18 protein-coding genes are annotated in these 20,160 nt (G+C 65.1%); 9 read left to right on the top strand and 9 right to left on the bottom strand.

Annotated elements, in window-relative coordinates; genetic code table 11:
* Nucleotides 1–14: 14 nt before the first annotated feature.
* The 3 genes from AC07S4_RS08465 to AC07S4_RS08455 form a co-directional block, all read right to left on the bottom strand.
* Nucleotides 15–1,238, bottom strand: coding sequence for a type II secretion system F family protein (locus AC07S4_RS08465; RefSeq protein WP_494986218.1), 1,224 nt, complete (start codon nt 1,236–1,238; stop codon nt 15–17).
* A 10-nt stretch (nt 1,239–1,248) separates the two neighbouring features.
* A complete protein-coding gene (gene pilB / locus AC07S4_RS08460; protein WP_494986217.1) occupies nt 1,249–2,979 on the bottom strand; it encodes a type IV-A pilus assembly ATPase PilB in 1,731 nt (576 codons plus the stop codon).
* Between the two features lie 125 nt (nt 2,980–3,104).
* On the bottom strand, nt 3,105–4,379 hold the full coding sequence (locus AC07S4_RS08455; RefSeq protein WP_494986216.1) for an HlyC/CorC family transporter: 1,275 nt from the start codon (nt 4,377–4,379) through the stop codon (nt 3,105–3,107).
* A gap of 170 nt (nt 4,380–4,549) precedes the next feature.
* Here AC07S4_RS08455 and AC07S4_RS08450 point away from each other — a divergent pair, with 170 nt between their 5' ends.
* Nucleotides 4,550–5,782, top strand: a complete 1,233-nt coding sequence (locus AC07S4_RS08450; protein WP_494986215.1) for a right-handed parallel beta-helix repeat-containing protein — start codon at nt 4,550–4,552, stop codon at nt 5,780–5,782.
* Here the strand turns inward: AC07S4_RS08450 and AC07S4_RS08445 are convergent, their stop codons facing one another.
* Both AC07S4_RS08445 and AC07S4_RS08440 read right to left on the bottom strand, forming a co-directional pair.
* On the bottom strand, nt 5,783–7,096 hold the full coding sequence (locus tag AC07S4_RS08445) for a sodium/glutamate symporter (RefSeq protein WP_494986214.1): 1,314 nt from the start codon (nt 7,094–7,096) through the stop codon (nt 5,783–5,785).
* A 6-nt stretch (nt 7,097–7,102) separates the two neighbouring features.
* Nucleotides 7,103–7,426 carry a PsiF family protein gene (locus AC07S4_RS08440; protein ID WP_494986213.1) on the bottom strand — a complete coding sequence of 108 codons (324 nt, stop codon included), beginning with the start codon at nt 7,424–7,426 and terminating at the stop codon, nt 7,103–7,105.
* A 114-nt stretch (nt 7,427–7,540) separates the two neighbouring features.
* Here AC07S4_RS08440 and AC07S4_RS08435 point away from each other — a divergent pair, with 114 nt between their 5' ends.
* Nucleotides 7,541–7,972: an META domain-containing protein gene (locus AC07S4_RS08435; RefSeq protein ID WP_494986212.1), complete on the top strand. Its 432-nt coding sequence runs from the start codon at nt 7,541–7,543 to the stop codon at nt 7,970–7,972.
* Between the two features lie 6 nt (nt 7,973–7,978).
* Here the strand turns inward: AC07S4_RS08435 and AC07S4_RS08430 are convergent, their stop codons facing one another.
* Both AC07S4_RS08430 and AC07S4_RS08425 read right to left on the bottom strand, forming a co-directional pair.
* A complete protein-coding gene (locus tag AC07S4_RS08430; RefSeq protein ID WP_494986211.1) occupies nt 7,979–8,272 on the bottom strand; it encodes a type II toxin-antitoxin system RelE family toxin in 294 nt (97 codons plus the stop codon).
* Nucleotides 8,262–8,516, bottom strand: coding sequence for a type II toxin-antitoxin system Phd/YefM family antitoxin (locus tag AC07S4_RS08425; RefSeq protein WP_494986210.1), 255 nt, complete (start codon nt 8,514–8,516; stop codon nt 8,262–8,264). The genes AC07S4_RS08430 and AC07S4_RS08425 overlap by 11 nt, the downstream gene beginning before the upstream one ends.
* Before the next feature lie 155 nt (nt 8,517–8,671).
* Here AC07S4_RS08425 and AC07S4_RS08420 point away from each other — a divergent pair, with 155 nt between their 5' ends.
* On the top strand, nt 8,672–9,889 hold the full coding sequence (locus AC07S4_RS08420) for a glutamate carboxypeptidase (RefSeq protein WP_494986453.1): 1,218 nt from the start codon (nt 8,672–8,674) through the stop codon (nt 9,887–9,889).
* Between the two features lie 76 nt (nt 9,890–9,965).
* On the opposite strand, the gene bla is transcribed toward AC07S4_RS08420, so the two are convergent.
* Nucleotides 9,966–10,829 carry a class A beta-lactamase gene (gene bla, locus AC07S4_RS08415; RefSeq protein ID WP_494986209.1) on the bottom strand — a complete coding sequence of 288 codons (864 nt, stop codon included), beginning with the start codon at nt 10,827–10,829 and terminating at the stop codon, nt 9,966–9,968.
* Nucleotides 10,829–11,182, bottom strand: a complete 354-nt coding sequence (gene uraH, locus AC07S4_RS08410) for a hydroxyisourate hydrolase (RefSeq protein WP_494986208.1) — start codon at nt 11,180–11,182, stop codon at nt 10,829–10,831. Before uraH ends, bla begins: the two co-directional genes overlap by 1 nt.
* A gap of 82 nt (nt 11,183–11,264) precedes the next feature.
* On the opposite strand from uraH, the gene puuE reads away from it, so the two are divergent.
* The 6 genes from puuE (at nt 11,265) to AC07S4_RS08380 (ending at nt 19,976) form a co-directional block, all read left to right on the top strand.
* On the top strand, nt 11,265–12,218 hold the full coding sequence (gene puuE, locus AC07S4_RS08405; protein ID WP_494986207.1) for an allantoinase PuuE: 954 nt from the start codon (nt 11,265–11,267) through the stop codon (nt 12,216–12,218).
* A gap of 85 nt (nt 12,219–12,303) precedes the next feature.
* Entirely contained in the window at nt 12,304–13,782 is a 1,479-nt protein-coding gene (gene xdhA, locus AC07S4_RS08400; RefSeq protein ID WP_494986206.1) for a xanthine dehydrogenase small subunit, read from the top strand.
* Between the two features lie 10 nt (nt 13,783–13,792).
* Complete coding sequence (gene xdhB / locus AC07S4_RS08395; RefSeq protein ID WP_494986205.1) at nt 13,793–16,123, top strand: xanthine dehydrogenase molybdopterin binding subunit; 2,331 nt, start codon at nt 13,793–13,795, stop codon at nt 16,121–16,123.
* A 1-nt stretch (nt 16,124) separates the two neighbouring features.
* The gene (xdhC, locus tag AC07S4_RS08390) at nt 16,125–17,156 is read left to right on the top strand and encodes a xanthine dehydrogenase accessory protein XdhC (RefSeq protein ID WP_494986204.1); all 1,032 of its coding nucleotides are present in this window, start codon (nt 16,125–16,127) and stop codon (nt 17,154–17,156) included.
* 10 nt (nt 17,157–17,166) lie between these two features.
* The gene (gene guaD, locus AC07S4_RS08385) at nt 17,167–18,471 is read left to right on the top strand and encodes a guanine deaminase (protein WP_494986203.1); all 1,305 of its coding nucleotides are present in this window, start codon (nt 17,167–17,169) and stop codon (nt 18,469–18,471) included.
* A 17-nt stretch (nt 18,472–18,488) separates the two neighbouring features.
* Nucleotides 18,489–19,976 carry an adenosine deaminase family protein gene (locus AC07S4_RS08380; protein ID WP_494986202.1) on the top strand — a complete coding sequence of 496 codons (1,488 nt, stop codon included), beginning with the start codon at nt 18,489–18,491 and terminating at the stop codon, nt 19,974–19,976.
* Nucleotides 19,977–20,160: the final 184 nt, after the last annotated feature.

Here is a 20,160-nt window from a genome sequence, read left to right as displayed (position 1 = left end):
GCGGCGCCGCGCTCTTACACCACGGAACCGAGCTTGAAGATCGGCAAATACATGGCAATCACCAAGCCGCCGATCAGCACGCCCAGGATGACCATGATCAGCGGCTCCATCAGGCTCGACAGCGAGGCCACGGCCTCGTCCACTTCCTCCTCGAAGAAGTCGGCCACCTTGCCCAGCATGGCGTCCAGCGAGCCGGACTCCTCGCCGATGGACACCATCTGCGTCACCATATTCGGGAACACGTCGGCGTTCTGCATGGCCACGGTCAGGCTGGTGCCGGTGCTCACTTCCTTCTGGATGCGGCGCGTCGCTTCCAGGTAGACGATGTTGCCGGAGGCGCCGCCCACCGAGTCGAGCGACTCCACCAGCGGCACGCCGGCGGCGAACATGGTGGCCAGCGTGCGCGTCCAGCGCGCGATGGTGGCCTTGCGTATCACTTCGCCGAAGATCGGCAGCTTGAGCAGCGTCACGTCCATGAAGCGCTGCACCTGCGGCGAGCGCTTCCAGGCCTGGAAGAAGAAGTACAGCGAGCCGAACAGGCCGCCGAAAATCAGATACCAGTAGGACACGAAAAATTCGGAGATCGCCATCACCGCCAGGGTGGGGGCGGGCAGGTCGGCGCCGAAGCTGGCGAACACCTGCTTGAACGCCGGCACCACCCAGATCATGATGACGGCCGTGACGATGAAGGCCACGCCCAGGATGGACACCGGGTAGGTCAGGGCGGACTTGATCTTGCCCTTCATGGCCAGCGTCTTTTCCTTGTAGATGGCCAGCCGCGTGAGCAGGTCTTCCAGGATGCCGGCCTGTTCGCCGGCGCCCACCAGGTTGCAGAACAGCGGGTCGAAATACAGCGGGAACTTGCGGAAAGCCTGGTTCAGGCTGGTGCCGGTCTCGATGTCGGCGCGCAGGTCCATCACCAGCTTGGCCACCGACGGGTTGGCGTGGCCCTTGCCGACGATGTCGAAGGACTGCAGCAGCGGCACGCCGGCCTTCATCATGGTGGCCAGCTGGCGCGTGAACAGGGAAATATCCTTCTCGCTGACCTTCTTGCCGCTGCGGTAGACCTTTTTCTTAACCTTGGTCACCATGATGCCCTGGCGCCGCAGAGTCACGTTGACCACGGCCTCGCCGCCGGCGCGCAGTTCGCCGCGCACGGTCTTGCCGGTTTTGTCCTTGCCTTCCCAGGCGAAGACCGATTCCTTGACCGGGCTGCCCGGGGTGCTGGTTGTGGCCATGATTTACTTCCTATTCATTGGTGCAGCCGAGGACTTCCTCGAGGCTGGTCAGCCCGTTTTTCACTTTGACCAGGCCGGACTGGCGCAAGGACTTCACGCCTTCGCTTTCCGACTGGGCCGCAATCTGCATCGAGTTGCCGTGCGCCAGGATGATGCTCTCGATCGCCGGGGTGATCGGCATGATCTGGTAGATGCCGACCCGGCCCTTGTAGCCGCCGCCGTTGCAGCGCTCGCAGCCCACCGGGCCGTAGGGTTTCCAGCTGCCGTCCAGCTCCTCCGGCTTGTAGCCCGCCTTCAGCAGCAGCTCGTTGGAGATCTCCACCGGCTGCTTGCAGGTGCACAGGCGGCGCGCCAGGCGCTGCGCCGTGATCAGCACCACCGAGGAGGCGATGTTGAACGGCGCCACGCCCATATTCATCAGCCGCGTCAGCGTGGACGGCGCGTCGTTGGTGTGCAGCGTGGAAAACACCATGTGGCCGGTCTGCGCCGCCTTGATGGCGATGTCGGCCGTTTCCAGGTCGCGGATCTCGCCCACCATGATGATGTCCGGATCCTGCCGCAGGAAGGATTTCAGCGCCACCGGGAAAGTCAGTCCGGCGCGGTCGTTCACGTTCACCTGGTTCACGCCCGGCAGGTTGATCTCGGCCGGGTCCTCGGCGGTGGAGATGTTGATGCCGGGCTTGTTCAGGATGTTCAAACAGGTGTACAGCGACACCGTCTTGCCCGAGCCGGTCGGCCCGGTCACCAGCACCATGCCGTAGGGGCGCTGGATGGCTTCCAGCAGGATTTCCTTCTGGTCCGGGTCGTAGCCCAGCGAGTCGATGCCCATCTGGGCCTGGGTCGCGTCCAGGATACGCATCACGGTTTTTTCGCCGAACAGCGTGGGCAGCGTGGACACGCGCAAGTCGATGGTCTTGGTGGGCGAGACGATCAGGCGCATGCGGCCGTCCTGCGGCACGCGCTTTTCCGAGATGTCCAGCTTGGCCAGCACCTTGATGCGCGACACCAGCTTGTCCTTGATCGACACCGGCGGCTGCGCGTGCTCGAGCAGCACGCCGTCCACGCGGAAGCGGATGCGGTAGAACTTTTCGAAGGGTTCAAAATGCAAGTCCGAGGCGCCCATGCCCACCGCGTCCATCAGCATCTTGTTGAGGAAGCGCACGATGGGCGCGTCTTCCACCTCGTTGGCGGCCTGCTCGGCGGCGGCCGACGGGGCTTCGTTCTCCTCGGCGAACTGGATGTCCTGCTCGTCGCCGGCCAGCTCGGTCAGGCTTTGCTCGGCGCTGCGGTTCAGGCTGGCCAGCATGGCCAGCAGGGCGTCGTGCGCCACGATCACCGGTTCCACCGAGGACTCGGTCTGGAACTTGATCTGGTCCAGCGCCTGGATATTGGTCGGGTCCGAAATCGCCACCGACATCTTGTTGCCGCGCTTGGCCAGCGCCACCACGCGCTGCGTCTGCATCAGCTTGGCGTCGATGATCTTGGGCGGCAGCGCGTCGATGCTGAACGCGGCCAGGTCCATCAGCGGATAGGCGAAAGTTTCCGAACAGAAGTAGGCCAGCTCGCGGGCCTGGATGGTGTTGCTGGCCAACAAGGTGTCGATAAACGGCAGCTTGTCGGCCTGCGCCTTCTTTTGCAGCGCATCCGCCTGCGCGGGCGTAAGCCGGCCGGCTTGCATCAAGGCCCGCGCCAGTCCCGCCATGGGGGCGCTGGACGCTGTATTGGGTTGAACTGCTGCCATAGAAGCGCGCTGTCAGGAAAGACTACATAAGGAGGCTGGCTCTGGGGCCATCCACCGGATGATGCCCGTGGGCATCACTTTTGTAAAGCGGGATGCGTACCGTGCGCGGCTAGCGGGCCACCTTCCTAGCCCGCCCGTATCAATTTCACGACTTTGATGGCCTGGTTCTGCACTTGCACCACTTCCACCACGCAGCCGCCGAGCCGCACGCTGATGGCCGCCTCCGGAATTTCCTGCAAATATTCGAGCAGCACGCCATTCAATGTTTTCGGCCCGTCCAGCGGGAAGTTTAATCCCAGACGCTTATTGATGTCACGCAAGGCCGTGGTGCCCTCCAGTAGGCAGTCGCCGGACGCGGTCCAGTTGAAGCTGTCGGCGCGTGCGGCGCCCGGCGTTGATGTCGTAAATTCACCGATCATTTCCTCGATGATATCGTCCAGCGTCACCAGGCCCTGCACTTCGCCGTACTCGTCGACGATGATGCCCAGGCGTTCCTTGTTCTCCTGGAAGTACTGCAGCTGGGCGAACACGCCGGTGTCCTGCGGAATGAAATAGGGCTCGGACAGCAGCGCGCGGAAGTGTTCGGCGCTCAGTTCCTCGTCCTGGGTCAGCAGCGCCATCGCCTTGCGCACATGCAGGATGCCGATGATCTGGTTGATCTCGCCTTCGTAGACCGGCAGCTTGTTGTGGTAGCAGGTGGTCAGCTGCTGCTTGATCTCGTCCACCGGCGCGGCCAGGTTCAGCGCCTCGATCTGGGCGCGCGGCGTCATCACGTCCTCCACCGAAATGGCTTCCAGGTCGAACAGGTTGAGCAGGATGCTCTTATGCTTTTGCGGAATGAAGTTGCCGCCTTCCAGCACCAGTGAGCGCAGCTCCTCGGGCGACAGGCGGGTGTCGCGCAGCGGCGTGCCCATCTTGATGCGGAACAGTCTGAGCACCACGCCCACGAACAGGTTGGTGAACCAGATCACCGGCTTGGCCGCCGCCATCATGGGCCGCAAGATGGTGGCCGTGGGCAGGGCGATCTGCTCGGGATAGGTGGCGCCTATCATTTTCGGCGAAATCTCGGCGAACACCACCAGCAAAAACGTCATGCAGGCGGTGGAGGCCACGATCAGCCATTCGTCGTAGCCGAAGGTGTGGATGACGATGGCCGTGACCAGGGCGATGGCGGTGGCGTTGATCAGCGTATTGGCGATCAGCACCAGCGACAGCAGCTTGTCAGTGCGGTCCAGCAGCCACAGGGTGGCCACGGCGCGCCGGCTGCCGCGCTTGGCCTGGTGGCGCAAACGGTAGCGGTTGGCCGCCATCAGGGCGGTTTCGGCCATGGCGAAGAACGCCGAGCATAGTATCAGGAAAGCAAGCGCAAGAAATTGCGCCCATATGGGAACGGTATCCAAGGGTCACCGTGAAGAAACAGGCATGATGGGGTGTAACTGGTCAGGCGTGACCGGCCCAGAGCGGGAAGCAGCACAATGCTGCTTCAGAGTTGTGGATTTTAAGTCAAGCCCAGCCGGGGTGCAAGCCGCAAGGTTACAATTGCCTATCCCACCACGAAAGGAGCTTCGGTATGAATCGACCATGCGCGCGTTCCCTGGCCCCGTCTGTCCTGGCTCTCGCCGCTGCGCTGTGCTGCGCGCCGGCCGCCCAGGCCGCTACCCTGACGGTGGGCCCCGGCATGGCGTATGCGCGGCCCTGCCTGGCCTTTGCCGCCGCCCGCAGCGGCGACACGGTGGAGATCGAAGCGGGGGCGTATCCGGGCGAGCTGTGCCGCATCGCGCCCAATTTCCTCACCATTCGCGGCATGCGCGGGCGGGTCCGCATCGACGCGCAGGGGCGCGGCGCGGAAGGCAAGGGGGCCTGGATTATCGCGGGCAACGACGTGACGGTGGAGAACGTGGAGATCTTCAACACCAAGGTGGCCGACAAGAACGGCGCCGCGCTGCGCATCGAAGGCAGCAACTTCACGCTCAAGAACAGCTTCCTGCACGACAACGAGAACGGCGTGCTGACCGGGGCCTCGCCCACCAGCCGCATCGTGATTGAAAACAGCGAGTTCGGCCACAACGGCGACGGCAGCGGCCAGACCCACAATGTCTACGTGGGCGATGTGGCCAGCCTGACCTTCCGATTTAACTTCTCGCACGACGCCAACATCGGCCACAACCTGAAGTCGCGTGCGCGCATCAACACCATCATCTACAACCGCTTTTCCAGCCTGGCGCCGGGTGAAAAAGGCTCCACCGCCGCCGGCCGGCCCAGCTTCGAGATCGACCTGCCCAACGCGGGCGCGGCCTATGTGATGGGCAACATCATCGAGCAGCCGGCCGACAACGACAACAACACCTTGCTCGCCTACGGCAACGAGGGCAGCGGCGCGAACGACATGCTGTACGTGATGAACAATACCTTCCTCAACGACGACAAGCGCAACGGCGTGTTTGTGCGCGTGCACGAACGCGTGAAGGCGCGCGCCCACATCCAGAACAACATCTTCGCCGGCAAGGGCATCATCACCAACCAGGGCAGCGCGGTGGACAAGCACAACTATGCGGCGCTGGAGGTGGATTTCGTCGACCGCGCCAACTACGTGCTGGTGCCGACCGAGAACGCAAAAATCATCAACGCGGGCGCGGAGCCGCCCATGCTGCCGTCCGGCGTGGCGCTGCGGCCCATCATGCAGTACAAGCACCCGGCCGGCGGCATGCAGCGTCCGGCGGTGGGCGCGCTGGACATCGGCGCCTACCAGGCCGTGATCGTGGAGAAGAGCAAGAAGAGCTGGTACCAGGGGCTGCTGAAGTAATCAGCCCAGCATGCGCAGGAAGGCGCTGATCACCGGCGCGTTGGTCAGGTCGATCAGGAAGCCGCCGGTCGGCGGCACGATGGTGGTGGCGCGCGGCGCCGGGCCGCGCTGGCGCGTAATGGCGTCCATCGCCGCCACCGCGGTGGCGGTGGAGCCGATGCCGTAGCCGGCCAGGCCCGCCGTGGCCACGCCCGCTTCGTGATTGCGCCCCAGCAGCGGCCACACCACGGCGGCGCAGAACAGCAGCGTGAGGGCGATATTGACGGCCAGGATGGCGAGCATGGGGCCGGCCACCGTGGCCAGGTCGGCCAGGTTCAGCGAGGCCAGCGTCACGGCCAGGAACAGCGGCAGCAGCACCGCCGCGATGCGCGCGATGGTCTCGCCGCGCAGCCAGCCGCTGCCCAGCGCGTCATGGATGGCGCGCACCGCAAAGCCCACCAGCAGCGCGCCCATATAGGCGGGCAGGGCGGCGCCGGCGCGGTCCAGGCCGAAGCTCACCCAGGCGCCGGCTTTCACGCAGGCCGCCACCAACAGCAGATGCAGCAGCGCGCCGCGTCCCAGCGCCGCCAGTGCGCGCAAGTCCGCCAAAAAATTCGCCACCGCTGGCGCCGCCGTGGCGGGCTTGCCGCTTGCGCCGTCCTGACGCACGGCGCCGGCCGCCGTGTCCCGCGCCGGAATCGGCGAGACCGTGCGCAGCAGCCACGCGCCCAGCGGCCCGGACAGCAGCGCCCCGGCAACCAGTCCGAAGGTGGCAGCGGAAGCGCCGATGGCGGCGGCCGACGCCAGCCCGGCCTGCTCGAAGCGCGACGCGAATCCCAGCGCCGTGCCGTGCCCGCCCACCAGCGTGAGCGAGCCGCAAGCCACGCCCAGCAGGGCAGGCGCGCCCAGCGCCACGGCCACCGCCACGCCCGCCGCGTTCTGCACCGCCGCCAGCACCGTGGTCGCCAGCAGCAGCACCACCAGCATGCGTCCGCCGCCCAGCAGCATGCGCAGCGGCGCGCCCAGTCCCACGCAAGTGAAGAAGGCGATCAGCAGCGGCAAATTGAGGTTTTTGGCCGGACGCGCCAGCCATTCGATATCGGGTGTCACCAGCCAGGTCCACCATCCGGCGCTGACCTTGGTGCCGAAACTGACCGTGGCCAGTCCGGATAAATTGATGCACAGGCAGGCCGCGCTGAACAGCAGCCCGCCTGCGACGGGGACAGGAATATTAATGCGCGCCAGCAGTGGTATCCGCTTCAACAGCCATTCCCCCAGCAACAGGATGGGGATGGCGAGCAGCAGCAAAAAACAGGGGGAGTATGCTGGCGTCATAGGCGCTTACTTCTTGGCGCTCAGGCATTCCTTCATGAAGGCTTTGCGTTCATCGCCTTTCTTGCCGGTGGCGTCGGCGTTACAGGTTTTCATTTTGTCCTGCTGCGTGACCGGAGCGGCCGGCTTGGCGCTCAGGCACTCCTTCATGAAGGCCTTGCGCTCATCGCCTTTTTTGCCGGCAGCGTCGGCATTGCAGGTCGCCATTTTGGACTGCTGCGAATTCTTCGGCGCCGACGCGGCCGCCGATGCGGACGCCGATGCCGAAGCGGGCGCGGCAAACGCGGAAGCGGCGAAACCGAAAGCAGCGATAACAGCAATAATTTTCTTCATGTCGTATTCCTGTAAAGTTGAGTGGCGGAACTGCTAAGGCTAACTATACGACAGTATTTCCCATTCCATGGTATCTAAGTGTTTCGTATGCAACACATCTGAAAGGAGCGCGCTATGAAGACTTTGGGCAAATCGATGATGGCCGCCGCCGCTGGCGGCATCCTGGCGCTGGCCGCCGGCTGCAGCACCAGCGGAGGCGGCGGGGCCGCAGGGCCGGTTGCTTCGTTGACCGGCACCTCGTGGCAGCTCGCCGAGCTGGGCGGCCAGCCGGGCGGCAAGCAGTCGCTGAACTTCGACGCGGCGAAAGGCATGGTATCGGGCAGCGGCGGCTGCAACAACTTCACCGGCGCCTACCAGTGGAGCGGCAAGTCCCTGAAGATGGGCCCGCTGGCCTCCACCCGCCGCGCCTGCATGGACGACGCCAGCGGCAAGCAGGAGTACGCCTACCTGCAAGCGCTGGACGCCACCCGCACCTGGCAAGTCGAAGGCAAAACACTCATCCTGAGCGGCGACAGCGGCCAACTGGCGCGGTTCACCGCGCAATAACGAGGATCAGGTTCGCCTCCGCGCTGCCCGCTCATATGCCTGGCTCTTGTCGCGTTTGGCAACGCTCAATACCAGCACTGTAATCGTCTGGTCTATGACTTCGTAGACCAGGCGGTATCCGAGGTCTCGCAGTTTGATCTTGTACACATTGTGCATATCCGGCCCGTGCAGCCTGGCCGAAGGCACGTGCGGCTCGATGAGGCGGCGAGCCAGTTGTTTCTTGAACTGCGCCCGAACTGAATGATCCAGTTTCTGCCATTCCTTAAGCGCGTCTTCGTTGAATTCCAGGCTATAAGTCATCGAGGGAGACTTTCACAGTCTTGCCCCCTCTTCGCTGGCGGACTAATTCGGCAAGGTCGAGATCTTCCAGTTTTTCCAGCATGGCTTCGAACGCTTCTGCAGGAACCAGGTAGGCGGCAGGGCGATTGTGGTTCAGTATCGCAACCGGCATACCTCCGGCCTCCTCAATGACGGCGCCGGGATTGCGGCGCAGCTCGGTAATGCTGACCGTGGTGGAAGCGAAGATGGAATTTGTAAGTGCCATATATACCTAAGATGACATTATTTGGTGCATTATTTGATGTTTTATTTCGTTTAATAATATGCTCGACCTGGCCCGGCCGCAAGCAGCATCCGCAAGGGTAGGAACATTTCCACCAACTTTTTCTGGGAGCAAAGATGGGCAAACGAGCTGGAGTGTTGAAGGGGGCTGTGATGGCATTGGCCGCGCTCGCGGTGGGAGGAGCTCTGGCGGCCGAAGCAGGCAAAGCGGACCAGGCGCTGCTGGCCAAGGCCGAGCAATCCAGGCCGGAGGCCTTGAAGCTGCTGGAGCGGCTGGTCAATATCGACTCGGGCACCTTCAACGGGGCCGGGCTGGACCGCGTCGGCGCTATCGCGCAGGAGGAACTGGCGCGGCTGGGCTTCAAGGTGGAAACCTTCCCGGCCGCGCCTGCGCAAAGCCGCAACATCCAGGCCACGCTGACCGGCACCGGCAAGGGCCGCATCCTGCTGGTGGCGCATATGGACACGGTGTTCCCGGACGGCGCCGCCGCCGCGCGCCCCTTCCGCATCGACGGCGCGCGCGCCTACGGCCCCGGCATCATGGACGACAAGGGCGGCATCGTGGTGGCGCTGGCGGCGCTGAAAGTGCTCAAGCAGTCCGGGCACACCGGCTACGGCAAGATCACCGTGCTGCTCAACACCAACGAGGAAACCGGCTCGCACGGCACGCGCACGCTGATGGAGAAGCTGGCCAGGGAGCACGACGTGGCGCTGAACCTGGAGCCGGGCCGTCCCGCCGACGGCCTGGTGGTGATGCGCAAGGGCAGCGGCGAAATCGAGCTGGAGGTGAGCGGCAAGGCGGCCCACGCGGGCGTGGCGCCGGACTCGGGCCGCAACGCGGCCATGGAGGCGGCGCACCAGATGCTGCAGCTGTCCAAACTGGCGGACGCGAGCAAGCAGACCACGGTCAATTTCACCGTCATCAAATCGGGCGAGCGCAGCAATGTGATCCCGGACCACGCGGCGGTGCAGGCGGACGTGCGCGTGGCCGTGCCGGAAGAATTCGACCGCGTCGAGCAGGACCTGGCGCGCATCTCGGCCAACCATTTGATACCGGACACCAAGGTCAGCGCCAAATTGCGCCGGGGCTTCCCGCCCATGCCGAAAAGCCCGGTCACGGACGCCGTCGCCGCGAAGGCGCAGGCCGTCTACGCGGAGCTGGGGCGCAAGCTGACGCTGGAAAGCTCCGGCGGCGCGGCTGATTCCAGCCTGACCTATGCCGCCGGCGTGCCGACCATAGACGGGCTGGGCATCGTCGGCGGCGCCATCCATACGCCGGAGGAATACGCGGAGGTGGACAGCATCGCGCCGCGCGTTTATCTGCTGGCGCGGCTGATACAGGAATACGGCAGGTAGTGGCGGCGCTCGGCGGGTTACGGCGCGGTGCGCCTAACCCGCCCTACGTTCCTGCGCTTATGACGAGCGCACCGGCTTATGCTTCGGCCACCAGCGCGATGGCGGCGCGGGTGGCGCCGGCGATGATGTCTTCGCGGTACTTGGCGTCCTCTTGTGCATGCGCGGTGTAGATGGCGATGACGATGGGCGCTTTACCGGGCGGCCAGATCACGGCGATGTCGTTGCGCGCGCCGTAGGCGCCGCCGCCGGTCTTGTCTCCCACGGTCCAGCCGGCCGGCGTGCCGGCGCGTATCATCTTGCCGCCGGTGGTGTTGCCCACCAGCCAGTCCTTGAGCTGCTGGCGCTGCGGCGCGGGCAGGGCCTCGCCCGCCACCAGCGCTTGCAGGCTGCGCATCATGGCTTGCGGCGTGGTGGTGTCGCGCGGATCGCCGGGGATGGCGCTGTTGAGCTCGGTCTCCCAGCGGTCCAGGCGGAATTCGGTGTCGCCGACGCTGCGCGCAAAGGCCGTCACCGCTTCCGGACCGCCCAGCACTTTCATCAGCAGATTGGCGGCGGGGTTGTCGCTGTATTGCACCGTGGCGGCGCACAGCTCTTCCACCGTCATGCCCTTGGCGATGTTTTTTTCAGTGACGGGCGCATGCGGCACCAGGTCTTTTTCGGTGTAGTGGATGCGCCGCTGCAGCAGCGAGGGCTCGCCGGCGCTGCGCTGCAAAATGGCGGCGGCCAGCATGGCCTTGAAGGTGCTGCACAGCGGAAAGCGTTCGCCGGCGCGGTGGCCGGTCTGCTTGCCGTTGGCCAGGTTGATGGCGGCCACGCCCAGGCGCCCGCCCAGGTCTTTTTCCAGCGCCGCGAAGGCGGGCACGGCCGCGTCGGCGGCGAACGCGTCCAGGCTGATAAAGGGGGCGAGGGCGGCTGCGCCCAGGAAGTCCCGGCGCTGCATCAGCTGCCCCGGTAGGTGGAGTAGGACCACGGCGACACCACCAGCGGCACATGGTAGTTCTGCGCCGGATCGGCAATGCCGAAGGCCAGCGTGACGAGGTCGATAAAACGCGGCGACGGCAGGTCCACGCCTTGGGCGGCGAAGTAGTCGCCCGCGTTGAACACCAGCTCGTACTGGCCGGCTTTCATGGTGTCGCCTTCCAGCAGCGGGCCGGCGCAGCGGCCGTCGGCGTTGGTGATGTCCATCTTCAGCAAGACCTTGCCTTCAGGCTTGACCTCGAACAGCGCCACTTTCACCCCCGCGCCCGGCTTGCCGGCCGATGTGTCGAGCACGTGCGTACTGAGTTTTCCCATAATGCATCCTATATCCGTTGAGTGAATCACGATATCGTATAAATCTTATACTGATGTCGGCAATGCCATATATTATTGGCGGATGAGCACTTACGACAACTACCCCCGCGATATGACCGGCTACGGCCGCACGCCACCCCATGCGCAATGGCCGGGCGGCGCCCGCGTGGCGCTGCAGTTCGTCCTCAACTACGAAGAGGGGGGCGAGAACAACGTGCTGCACGGCGACCCCGCTTCCGAAACCTTCCTGTCCGAGATCATAGGCGCTGCCGCGTTTCCGATGCGCCACCTTAGCATGGAGACCATCTACGAGTACGGCTCGCGCGCCGGCTTGTGGCGGCTGCTGCGCATGTTCGAGGACCGCAAGCTGCCGCTGACCATATTCGGCGTCTCCATGGCGCTCAAGCGCAATCCGGAGGCGGTGGCGGCCTTCCTGGAACTGAAGCACGAGATCGCCTGCCACGGCCTGCGCTGGATTTCCTACCAGAACGTGGACGAGGCCACCGAGCGCGCCCACATGAAGGAGGCGGTCGAGATCATCAAGGAGTTGACCGGCAGCGCGCCGCAGGGCTGGTACACGGGCCGCGATTCACCCAACACCCACAAGCTGGTGCTGGAGCACGGCGGCTTCCGCTACGACGCCGACCATTACGGCGACGACCTGCCGTTCTGGCTGCCGGTGGCGCACAGGGACGCGGCGGGCCTGGACGTGGTGAGCCAGCAACTGATCGTGCCCTACACGCTGGACACCAACGACATGCGCTTCGCCGCCATGCAGGGCTTCAACTCCGGCACCCAGTTCTTCGACTATCTGAAGGATGCCTTCGACACCCTGTACGCCGAGGGCGATCCGAACGGCCTGAACCAGCCGAAGATGCTGTCCATCGGCCTGCATTGCCGCCTGGTGGGCCGCCCCGGCCGCGCCGCCGCGCTGGCGCGTTTCCTGGACTACGTGCAGAGCCACGACAAAGTGTGGATCACGCGCCGCATCGATATCGCCGAGCACTGGCACGCGACCCATCCTTATTCAGTTTGACGAATATCCGACATCATCGGAATAATATAAGTAACGAGGCCCGTGAACTGCTAATCTTGTAATCTGGGATAACGCCGAGGCTACAATGTCAGAACCGATTCGTTTTTACTACCGGGGCGCCGTGCACGAAGTGAGCACGGCCTCGCCGACGCAGACCGTGCTGCAGCATTTGCGCGAGGATCTGCATTGCACGGGCACCAAGGAAGGCTGCGCCGAGGGCGACTGCGGCGCCTGCACCGTGGTGGTCGGCTCGCTGGTGGACGGCCAGGTCGAATTGAAGGCGGTCAACTCCTGCATCCAGTTCACGCCCACGCTGGACGGCAAAGCCCTGTTCACCGTGGAAGACCTACAGCAGCCGGACGGCGCGCTGCACCCGGTGCAGCAGGCGCTGGTGGAATGCCACGGCTCCCAATGCGGTTTCTGCACGCCCGGCTTCGCCATGTCGCTGTGGGGCATGTACCTGAAAAACGACGCCCAGCCCTGCGCCCGCAAGGAAGTGGACGACGCCCTGTCCGGCAACCTGTGCCGCTGCACCGGCTACCGCCCGATTATCGATGCCGCCCAGCGCATGACCGAACTGCCCAAGGTGGAATTCGACCGCGCCGCATTGGCGCAGCAGCTGGAAGCCCTCAAGCGCGACAAGCTGGCCACCTACAGCGTAGGCGAACGCCACTTCCACGCCCCGCGCACGCTGGATGAACTGAGCGCGCTGCGCGCCAGCCGCCCGTCCGCACTGATACTGGCCGGCTCCACCGACGTGGGCCTGTGGGTGACCAAGCAGATGCGCGAGCTGAACGACATCATTTATCTGGGCCACGTGGATGCGCTGAAAACCGTGAACGTGGACGGCGGCATGCTGGAAATTGGCGCCGGCGTCTCGCTGAACGACGCCTACGCGGCCTTGTGCCGGCACTACCCCGAACAGCTGGGCGAAATGTGGCAGCGCTTCGCCTCGCTGCCGATCCGTAACGCGGGCACGCTGGGCGGCAATGTCGCCAACGGCTCGCCCATCGGCGATTCCATGCCGTGGATGATAGCGCTGGGCAGCGAGGTGGTGCTGCGCGGACCTGCTGGCACGCGCACGCTGCCGCTGGAAGCGTTCTATCTCGGCTACCAGAAGAAGGATCTGCGCGCCGACGAATTCGTGCAAGCCGTGCGCGTGCCGCTGCCGCGCGCGGATGTGCAGTTCCGCACCTACAAGCTGGCCAAGCGCTTTGACCAGGATATCTCCGCCGTGTGCGCCGCCTTTGCCTTTGCGCTCGACGGCGGCGTGGTGCGCGAGGCCCGCATCGCTTTCGGCGGCATGGCCGCCACCCCCAAGCGCGCCGCGCTGGCGGAAGCCGCCTTGAACGGCAAGCCTTGGAGCGAAGCGAATCTCGCCCTGGCCATGGACGCCCTGGCGCAGGACTACCAGCCGCTGAGCGATATGCGCGCCTCCAGCGCCTACCGCATGAAGACGGCGCAGAATCTGCTGCGCCGCTTCTGGTTCGAAACCCGGCTGGACGCGCCGCTTGCGGCCAACGCCGTCAACGCTTTCGCATGCCGTGCTCAACACTGCGCCTGAAAGGAAAATCATGAACCATCCCGGCGCAAGCGATATCAAAGCCATGGCGTGGACCGCCGTCGGCCTGGGCAAGCCGCATGAATCGGCCGCGCTGCACGTGCTCGGCCAGGCCACCTACACGGACGACATCCCGGAGCTGCGCGGCACGCTGCATGCGGCGCTCGGCCTGTCGTCCAAGCCGCACGCCAACATCACCGCCATGGACCTGGACGCCGTGCGCGCCGCGCCCGGCGTGGTGGCCGTGTACACCGCGCAGGACATTCCCGGCACCAATGACTGCGGCCCCATCATCCATGACGATCCCATTCTGTCGGCAGGCAAGGTGGAATACGTGGGCCAGCCCATTTTCATCGTGGTGGCGGACACGCACGACAACGCCCGCCGCGCCGCGCGCCGCGCCAGCGTCACATATGAAGAACTGCCCGCCATCCTGACGCCGCAGGCCGCGAAGGCGGCGCAGTCCTATGTGCTGCCGCCCATGCGCTTGCAGCGCGGCGATTATCAGGCCGCGTTCGAGCACGCGCCGCGCACGGTGAAAGGCACGCTGTACGTCGGCGGCCAGGAGCAGTTCTACCTGGAAGGCCAGATCGCCTACGCCATTCCGAAAGAGCAGAACGGCATGCAGGTACTGTGCTCCACGCAGCATCCGAGCGAGATGCAGCACGTGGTGGCGCATGCGCTCGGCGTGCATTCGCATAACGTGCAGGTCGAGTGCCGCCGCATGGGCGGCGGCTTCGGCGGCAAGGAGTCGCAATCCGCGCTGTGGTGCGCGGCAGCCGCCATCGCGGCGAAGAAGTCCGGCCGCCCGGTCAAGCTGCGCGCCGACCGCGACGACGACATGCTCGTCACCGGCAAGCGCCACTGCTTCTACTATGAGTACGAAGTGGGGTACGGCGACGACGGCAAGATCATCGCCGCCAAGGTGGATATGGTGTCGCGCGCGGGCTATTCGGCCGACCTGTCCGGTCCCGTCGCCACGCGCGCGGTCTGCCACTTCGACAATACCTATTACCTGAGCGACGTGGACATCCGCGCCGCCTGCGGCAAGACCAACACGCAATCCAATACCGCTTTCCGGGGCTTCGGCGGCCCGCAGGGCGCCATCGCCATCGAGTACATCATCGACGAGATCGCGCGCGACCTGGGGCGGGACGCCTACGATATCCGGCGCCTGAATTTCTACGGCAAGGACGAGCGCAACGTCACGCCTTACGGCCAGGTCATCGTGGACAATGTGATCGCCGAGCTGACGGCGGAGCTGGAGCAGAGCAGCGAATACCGCGCGCGCCGCGAAGCCGTGAACGCGTACAACGCCGCCAGTCCGCTGCTGAAGAAGGGGCTGGCGCTCACGCCGCTCAAATTCGGCATCGCCTTCAACGTCACGCATCTGAACCAGGCGGGCGCGCTGGTGCATGTCTACGTGGACGGCTCGGTGCTGGTCAACCACGGCGGCACGGAGATGGGGCAGGGCATCAACACCAAGGTGCTGCAAGTGGTGGCGCATGAGCTGGGCCTGGACATGGAGCACGTGCGCATCACCGCCACCGACACCAGCAAGGTCGCCAACACTTCGGCCACCGCCGCCTCCACCGGTGCGGATCTGAACGGCAAGGCCGCGCAGGACGCAGCGCGTCAGATCCGCGAGCGGCTGGCTGCCTACGCGGTCAAGCTGTACGGCGGCGATGCGGCGGAGGTGCTGTTCTTCGATAACAAGATCCACGTCAACGGCCACGCCGTGCCCTTCCCGGAACTGGTGCAGAAGGCCTACCTGGCGCGCGTGCAGCTGTGGTCGGACGGCTTCTACGCCACGCCGCATCTGCATTGGGACCCGAAGACCATGAACGGCCACCCCTTCTCCTATTACGCATACGGCGCCGCCGTATCCGAGGTGGTGGTGGACACGCTGACCGGCGAATGGAAGCTGCTGCGCGCCGACGCGCTGTACGACGCGGGCCAGTCGCTGAATCCGGCCATCGATATCGGCCAAGTGGAGGGTGCTTTCATCCAGGGCATGGGCTGGCTCACCACCGAGCAGCTGTGGTGGAACGAGGGCGGCAAGCTGATGACGCATGCGCCGTCCACGTACAAGATTCCCGGCGTGTCCGACTGCCCGGAGGACTTCCGCGTGCGCCTGTTCGAGAACCGCAACGTGGAGGACAGCATCCACCGCTCCAAGGCGGTGGGCGAGCCGCCGCTGCTGCTGCCGTTCTCGGTGTTCTTCGCCATCCGCGACGCGATTTCCTCGGTGGGCGGCCACAAGGTCAATCCGCCGCTGAACGCGCCGGCCACGTCCGAAGAAATCCTCAAGGCCATTGCCGCTGTTGAAGCGGAAATGAATTGATATGAGCGACTGGCTGACAGATCCCTCGGCGCCGTCGGTGCTGGTGACCGTGGCGCGCGTGGAAGGCTCCGGCCCGCGCGAGGCCGGCACCAAGATGCTGGTGACGGCGGACCGCGAATTCGACACCATAGGCGGCGGCCACCTGGAAATGCGCGCCATCGATATTGCGCGCGAAATGCTGGCGGGGCAGGCGGTGCGCTACGAACGCTTTGCGCTCGGCCCCAGCCTGGGGCAGTGCTGCGGCGGCGTGGTCTACCTGCTGTTCGAGCGTGTCGACACGCGCCTGGGCGCAGTGCTGGCGGCCCTGCGCGAGCGCCGCCGCGAGGACTGCTGGCGCCTGACCGCCGTCGACGGCCCCGCCGCCGTTGCCCTGTTCGACATGCATGGCCAGCCCATGTCCGGTTCCGGTCTCGAGTTCGCGCGCGACCGTGGCGCCCACCTGATGCAGGACGCCGCCGGCCGCCGCTGGATGGTCGATCCCATCCTGGCGCCGCGCGCCCACCTCACCCTGTTCGGCGCAGGCCACGTCGGCGCCGCCATCGTGCGCGCGCTGGCCGCGCTGCCGTGCACCGTCACCTGGGTGGACGAGCGCGAGGACATGTTCCCTGCCGATATCCCCGCCAACGTCACGGTGGAAGCGAGCGAGTTGCCCGAAGCCTGCGTGGCCGAAGCGCCGCCCAACAGCAGCTACCTGGTGCTGACCCACAACCACGCGCTCGACCAGCGCCTGGCCGAAACCATCCTGCAGCGCCAGGACGTGTACTGGTTCGGCCTGATCGGCTCCAAGACCAAGCGCATGCAGTTCGAACACCGCCTGCAGGCCAAAGGCATAGACCAGGCCCGCATAGACGCCATGGTGTGCCCGATCGGCATTGCAGGCATCACCAACAAGGCGCCCGCCGTCATCGCCGCCTCCGTGTGCGCCCAGCTGCTGGGCGTGTGGGAGCAGCAGGACGCCGAACGCATGCCGAAACCACTCAGCCAGACCGCGACCCTGCTGCGCGCAGCCGGTTCCACGCAATACAAAGTTTAGAAAGCTCCCTATGCAAACGACCCAGGTGCAAGCCTACCGAGCAGGCTTGCTGCATTTCCACGCCGATCCGGCCTTCACGCCCGAAGCCCACCACTGGCACGAGGACGGCCTGCTGGTCGTCGCGGACGGCAAGGTGCAGGCTACGGGCGATTACGCCGCGCTGCACGCCACGCTGCCGCCCGGCACGCAGGTGCACGACTATCGCGGCAAGGTGATCACGCCGGGCTTCATCGACACCCACGTGCACTACCCGCAGACCGACATGATCGCCTCGCCGGCGCCCGGCCTGCTGCCCTGGCTGAACACCTACACCTTCCCTACCGAGCGCCAGTTCGAAGACCCGGCGCACGCCGCCGCCACGGCGGAGTTCTTCCTCGACGAGCTGCTGCGCGTGGGCACCACCACGGCCATGGTGTACTGCACCGTGCATCCGCAATCGGTGGACGCCTTTTTTGAAGCGAGCGAGAAGCGCAACCTTCGCATGGTGGCCGGCAAGGTGCTGATGGACCGCCATTGCCCCACCTTCCTGCAGGACTGCGCGGAAACCGGCGGCCGCGAGAGCGAGGACCTGATCAAGCGCTGGCACAACCGGGGCCGCGCGCAATACGCCATCACGCCGCGTTTCGCGCCCACCTCCACGGAGGCGCAGCTGGGCGTGGCCGGCGAGCTGGCGCGCGCCTATCCGGACACTTACATCCAGACCCACGTGTCCGAGAACGAGGACGAGGTGAAATGGGTGCGCGAGCTGTTCCCGCAGGCGCGCAGCTACCTGGACGTGTACGACGGCTACGGCATGCTGCGTCCGCGCGCCATGTACGGCCACTGCATCTGGCTGGACGAGGGCGACCGCCGCCGCATGGCCGAGACCCAGGCCGCCGCCGCCGTCTGCCCGACCTCCAACCTGTTCCTGGGCAGCGGCCTGTTCGACTTCGAGCGCGCCGACCAGGCGGGCATGCTGCTGTCGCTGGCGACGGACGTGGGGGCGGGCACTTCCTTCTCCATGTTGCAAACCATGAACGAAGCCTATAAAGTAGCGCGCTTGAAGGGCAGTTATCTGCCGGCGCTGCGCATGTTCTACCTGGCCACGCTGGGCGCGGCGCGCAGCATGCAGCTGGAAGGCACGATAGGCAGTTTCGCGCAGGGCGCGGAGGCGGACTTCGTGGTGCTGGACCCGAAAGCGACGCCGCTGCTGGCGCGCCGCACGGGCCACACCGAAAGCCTGGAAGAGCTGCTGTTCGCGCTGGCCCTGCTGGGCGACGACCGCACCATAGCCGCCACCTATTCCGCCGGCCGGGAGGTTCACCGCCGCGCATAACCAACCAAGGGCACTCGATGAAGCACACTTTCCCGAAACTGATGATGGCGCTGGCCGTGGCTGCCGCTTGCAATGCGCACGCGCAGAAGGCGGCGCCGGCGGCCAACGAGCAGGCCACCAGCCGCCACTTCGCGTCCCTGGTTTCGGGCGCCCAGCCGAAATCGGCCGAGCTGACTTTATTCTTCACCATGATGCCCAAGGGCGGCGACCTGCATCACCATTATTCCGGCGCCATCTACGCCGAGCAGTTCCTGCAATGGGTGGACAAGCAGGGCTATTGCGTCCACAAGAACAGCTATCAGATCGAAACCGACGCCGGTCAGCTGAAGCTGGAGCGCGCAGCCACGCCGGCCACGCGCACCTGCATCACGGGCGAAGCCGTCATGCTGGACAACACCATGCTGGCCGAACTGCTGCAGCGCTGGGGCACCAAGGACTTCTACAACCACAGCGGCCAGCAAACCCCGCCCGACCGCACCTTCTTCGACACCTTCGGCTACTTCAACGCCGTCGCCTCGACCAACACCGCCGACGGCCTGCGCACGCTCAAGCAGCGCGCCATCAATGAAAACCTGAGCTATATCGAGACCGTGTTCGAGCTGGCGCCGTTCACCGCCAACGCCGATTTCGACAAGGCCGTGCTGGCCGCTGGCCAGGACGCCGCCGCCCTGAACGCCCGGCTGGAAGCGCTGCTGCCGGTGCTGGACAAGGACGCCGGCTGGAACGGCTGGCTGGACGCCTACAAGAAAAACGTCGACACCTCCACCGCCGGCATAGACGACGCGCAGTTCACCATGCGCTACCAGCCTTTCGTGCTGCGCTTCCTGTCCCCGTCGCAGGTGTTCTCGTCCATGGTGTCGGCCTTCAAGCTGGCGCGCGAAAATCCGAAAGTGGTGGGCGTGAATATCGTGGGCCAGGAGAGCACCTACGTCTCCATGCGCGACTACAAGCTGCACATGCAGATGTTCAAGTTCCTGAAAGCCAAATACCCGGACGTGAAGCTGGCGCTGCACGCGGGCGAGCTGGCGCTCGGCATGGTGCCGCCGGAAGGGCTGCAGTCGCATATCGCGGACGCCATCAACGTGGCCGGCGCCAGCCGCATCGGCCACGGCATGGACATCGCCCACGAGTCCAACGCGCTGGCCACCATGCAAGCCATGCGCGAGCGCGGCATCGCGGTGGAAGTGAATTTGACCAGCAACGACTTCATCCTGGGCATCAAGGGCGACGCCCACCCCGTCACCCTGTACCGCAAGTACGGCGTGCCCTTTGTCATCTCCACCGACGACGCGGGTGTATCGCGTAACAATCTGGCCAACGAGTACGTGCTGTTCGCCAGCCGCTACAAGACCAGCTACGCCGAAGTCAAAAAACTGTCATATGACAGCATCCGCTACAGCTTCCTGTCCGCCCCGGACAAGCAGCGCCTGCTGAAGGCATTGGACGGCAAGTTCGCCAAATTCGAGGCCGATGTTGCGTCTTCGCTGCACAAGGCTGGGAATTAACGGTTGTAAAACACTTGTAATCAGGCGGTAACATACGGCAAACCCGGGCGCGCCTAGCGTGCCGGGTGGTATTTTTGCAATATTTTTCCTGAAACATTGTGGTTGCAGCGCCACACTTCGGACGCTTTTCTGCGTCCTTTTGTTATTTAGTCCATGAATTAATTTCAGCCAACTTTATAATTTC

The sequence above is a fragment of the Pseudoduganella sp. GW821-FHT05F09 genome, assembly GCF_059419605.1.
The sequence above is the reverse complement of the archived record's forward strand: the minus strand, read 5'-3'. Positions and strand labels throughout refer to the sequence as shown.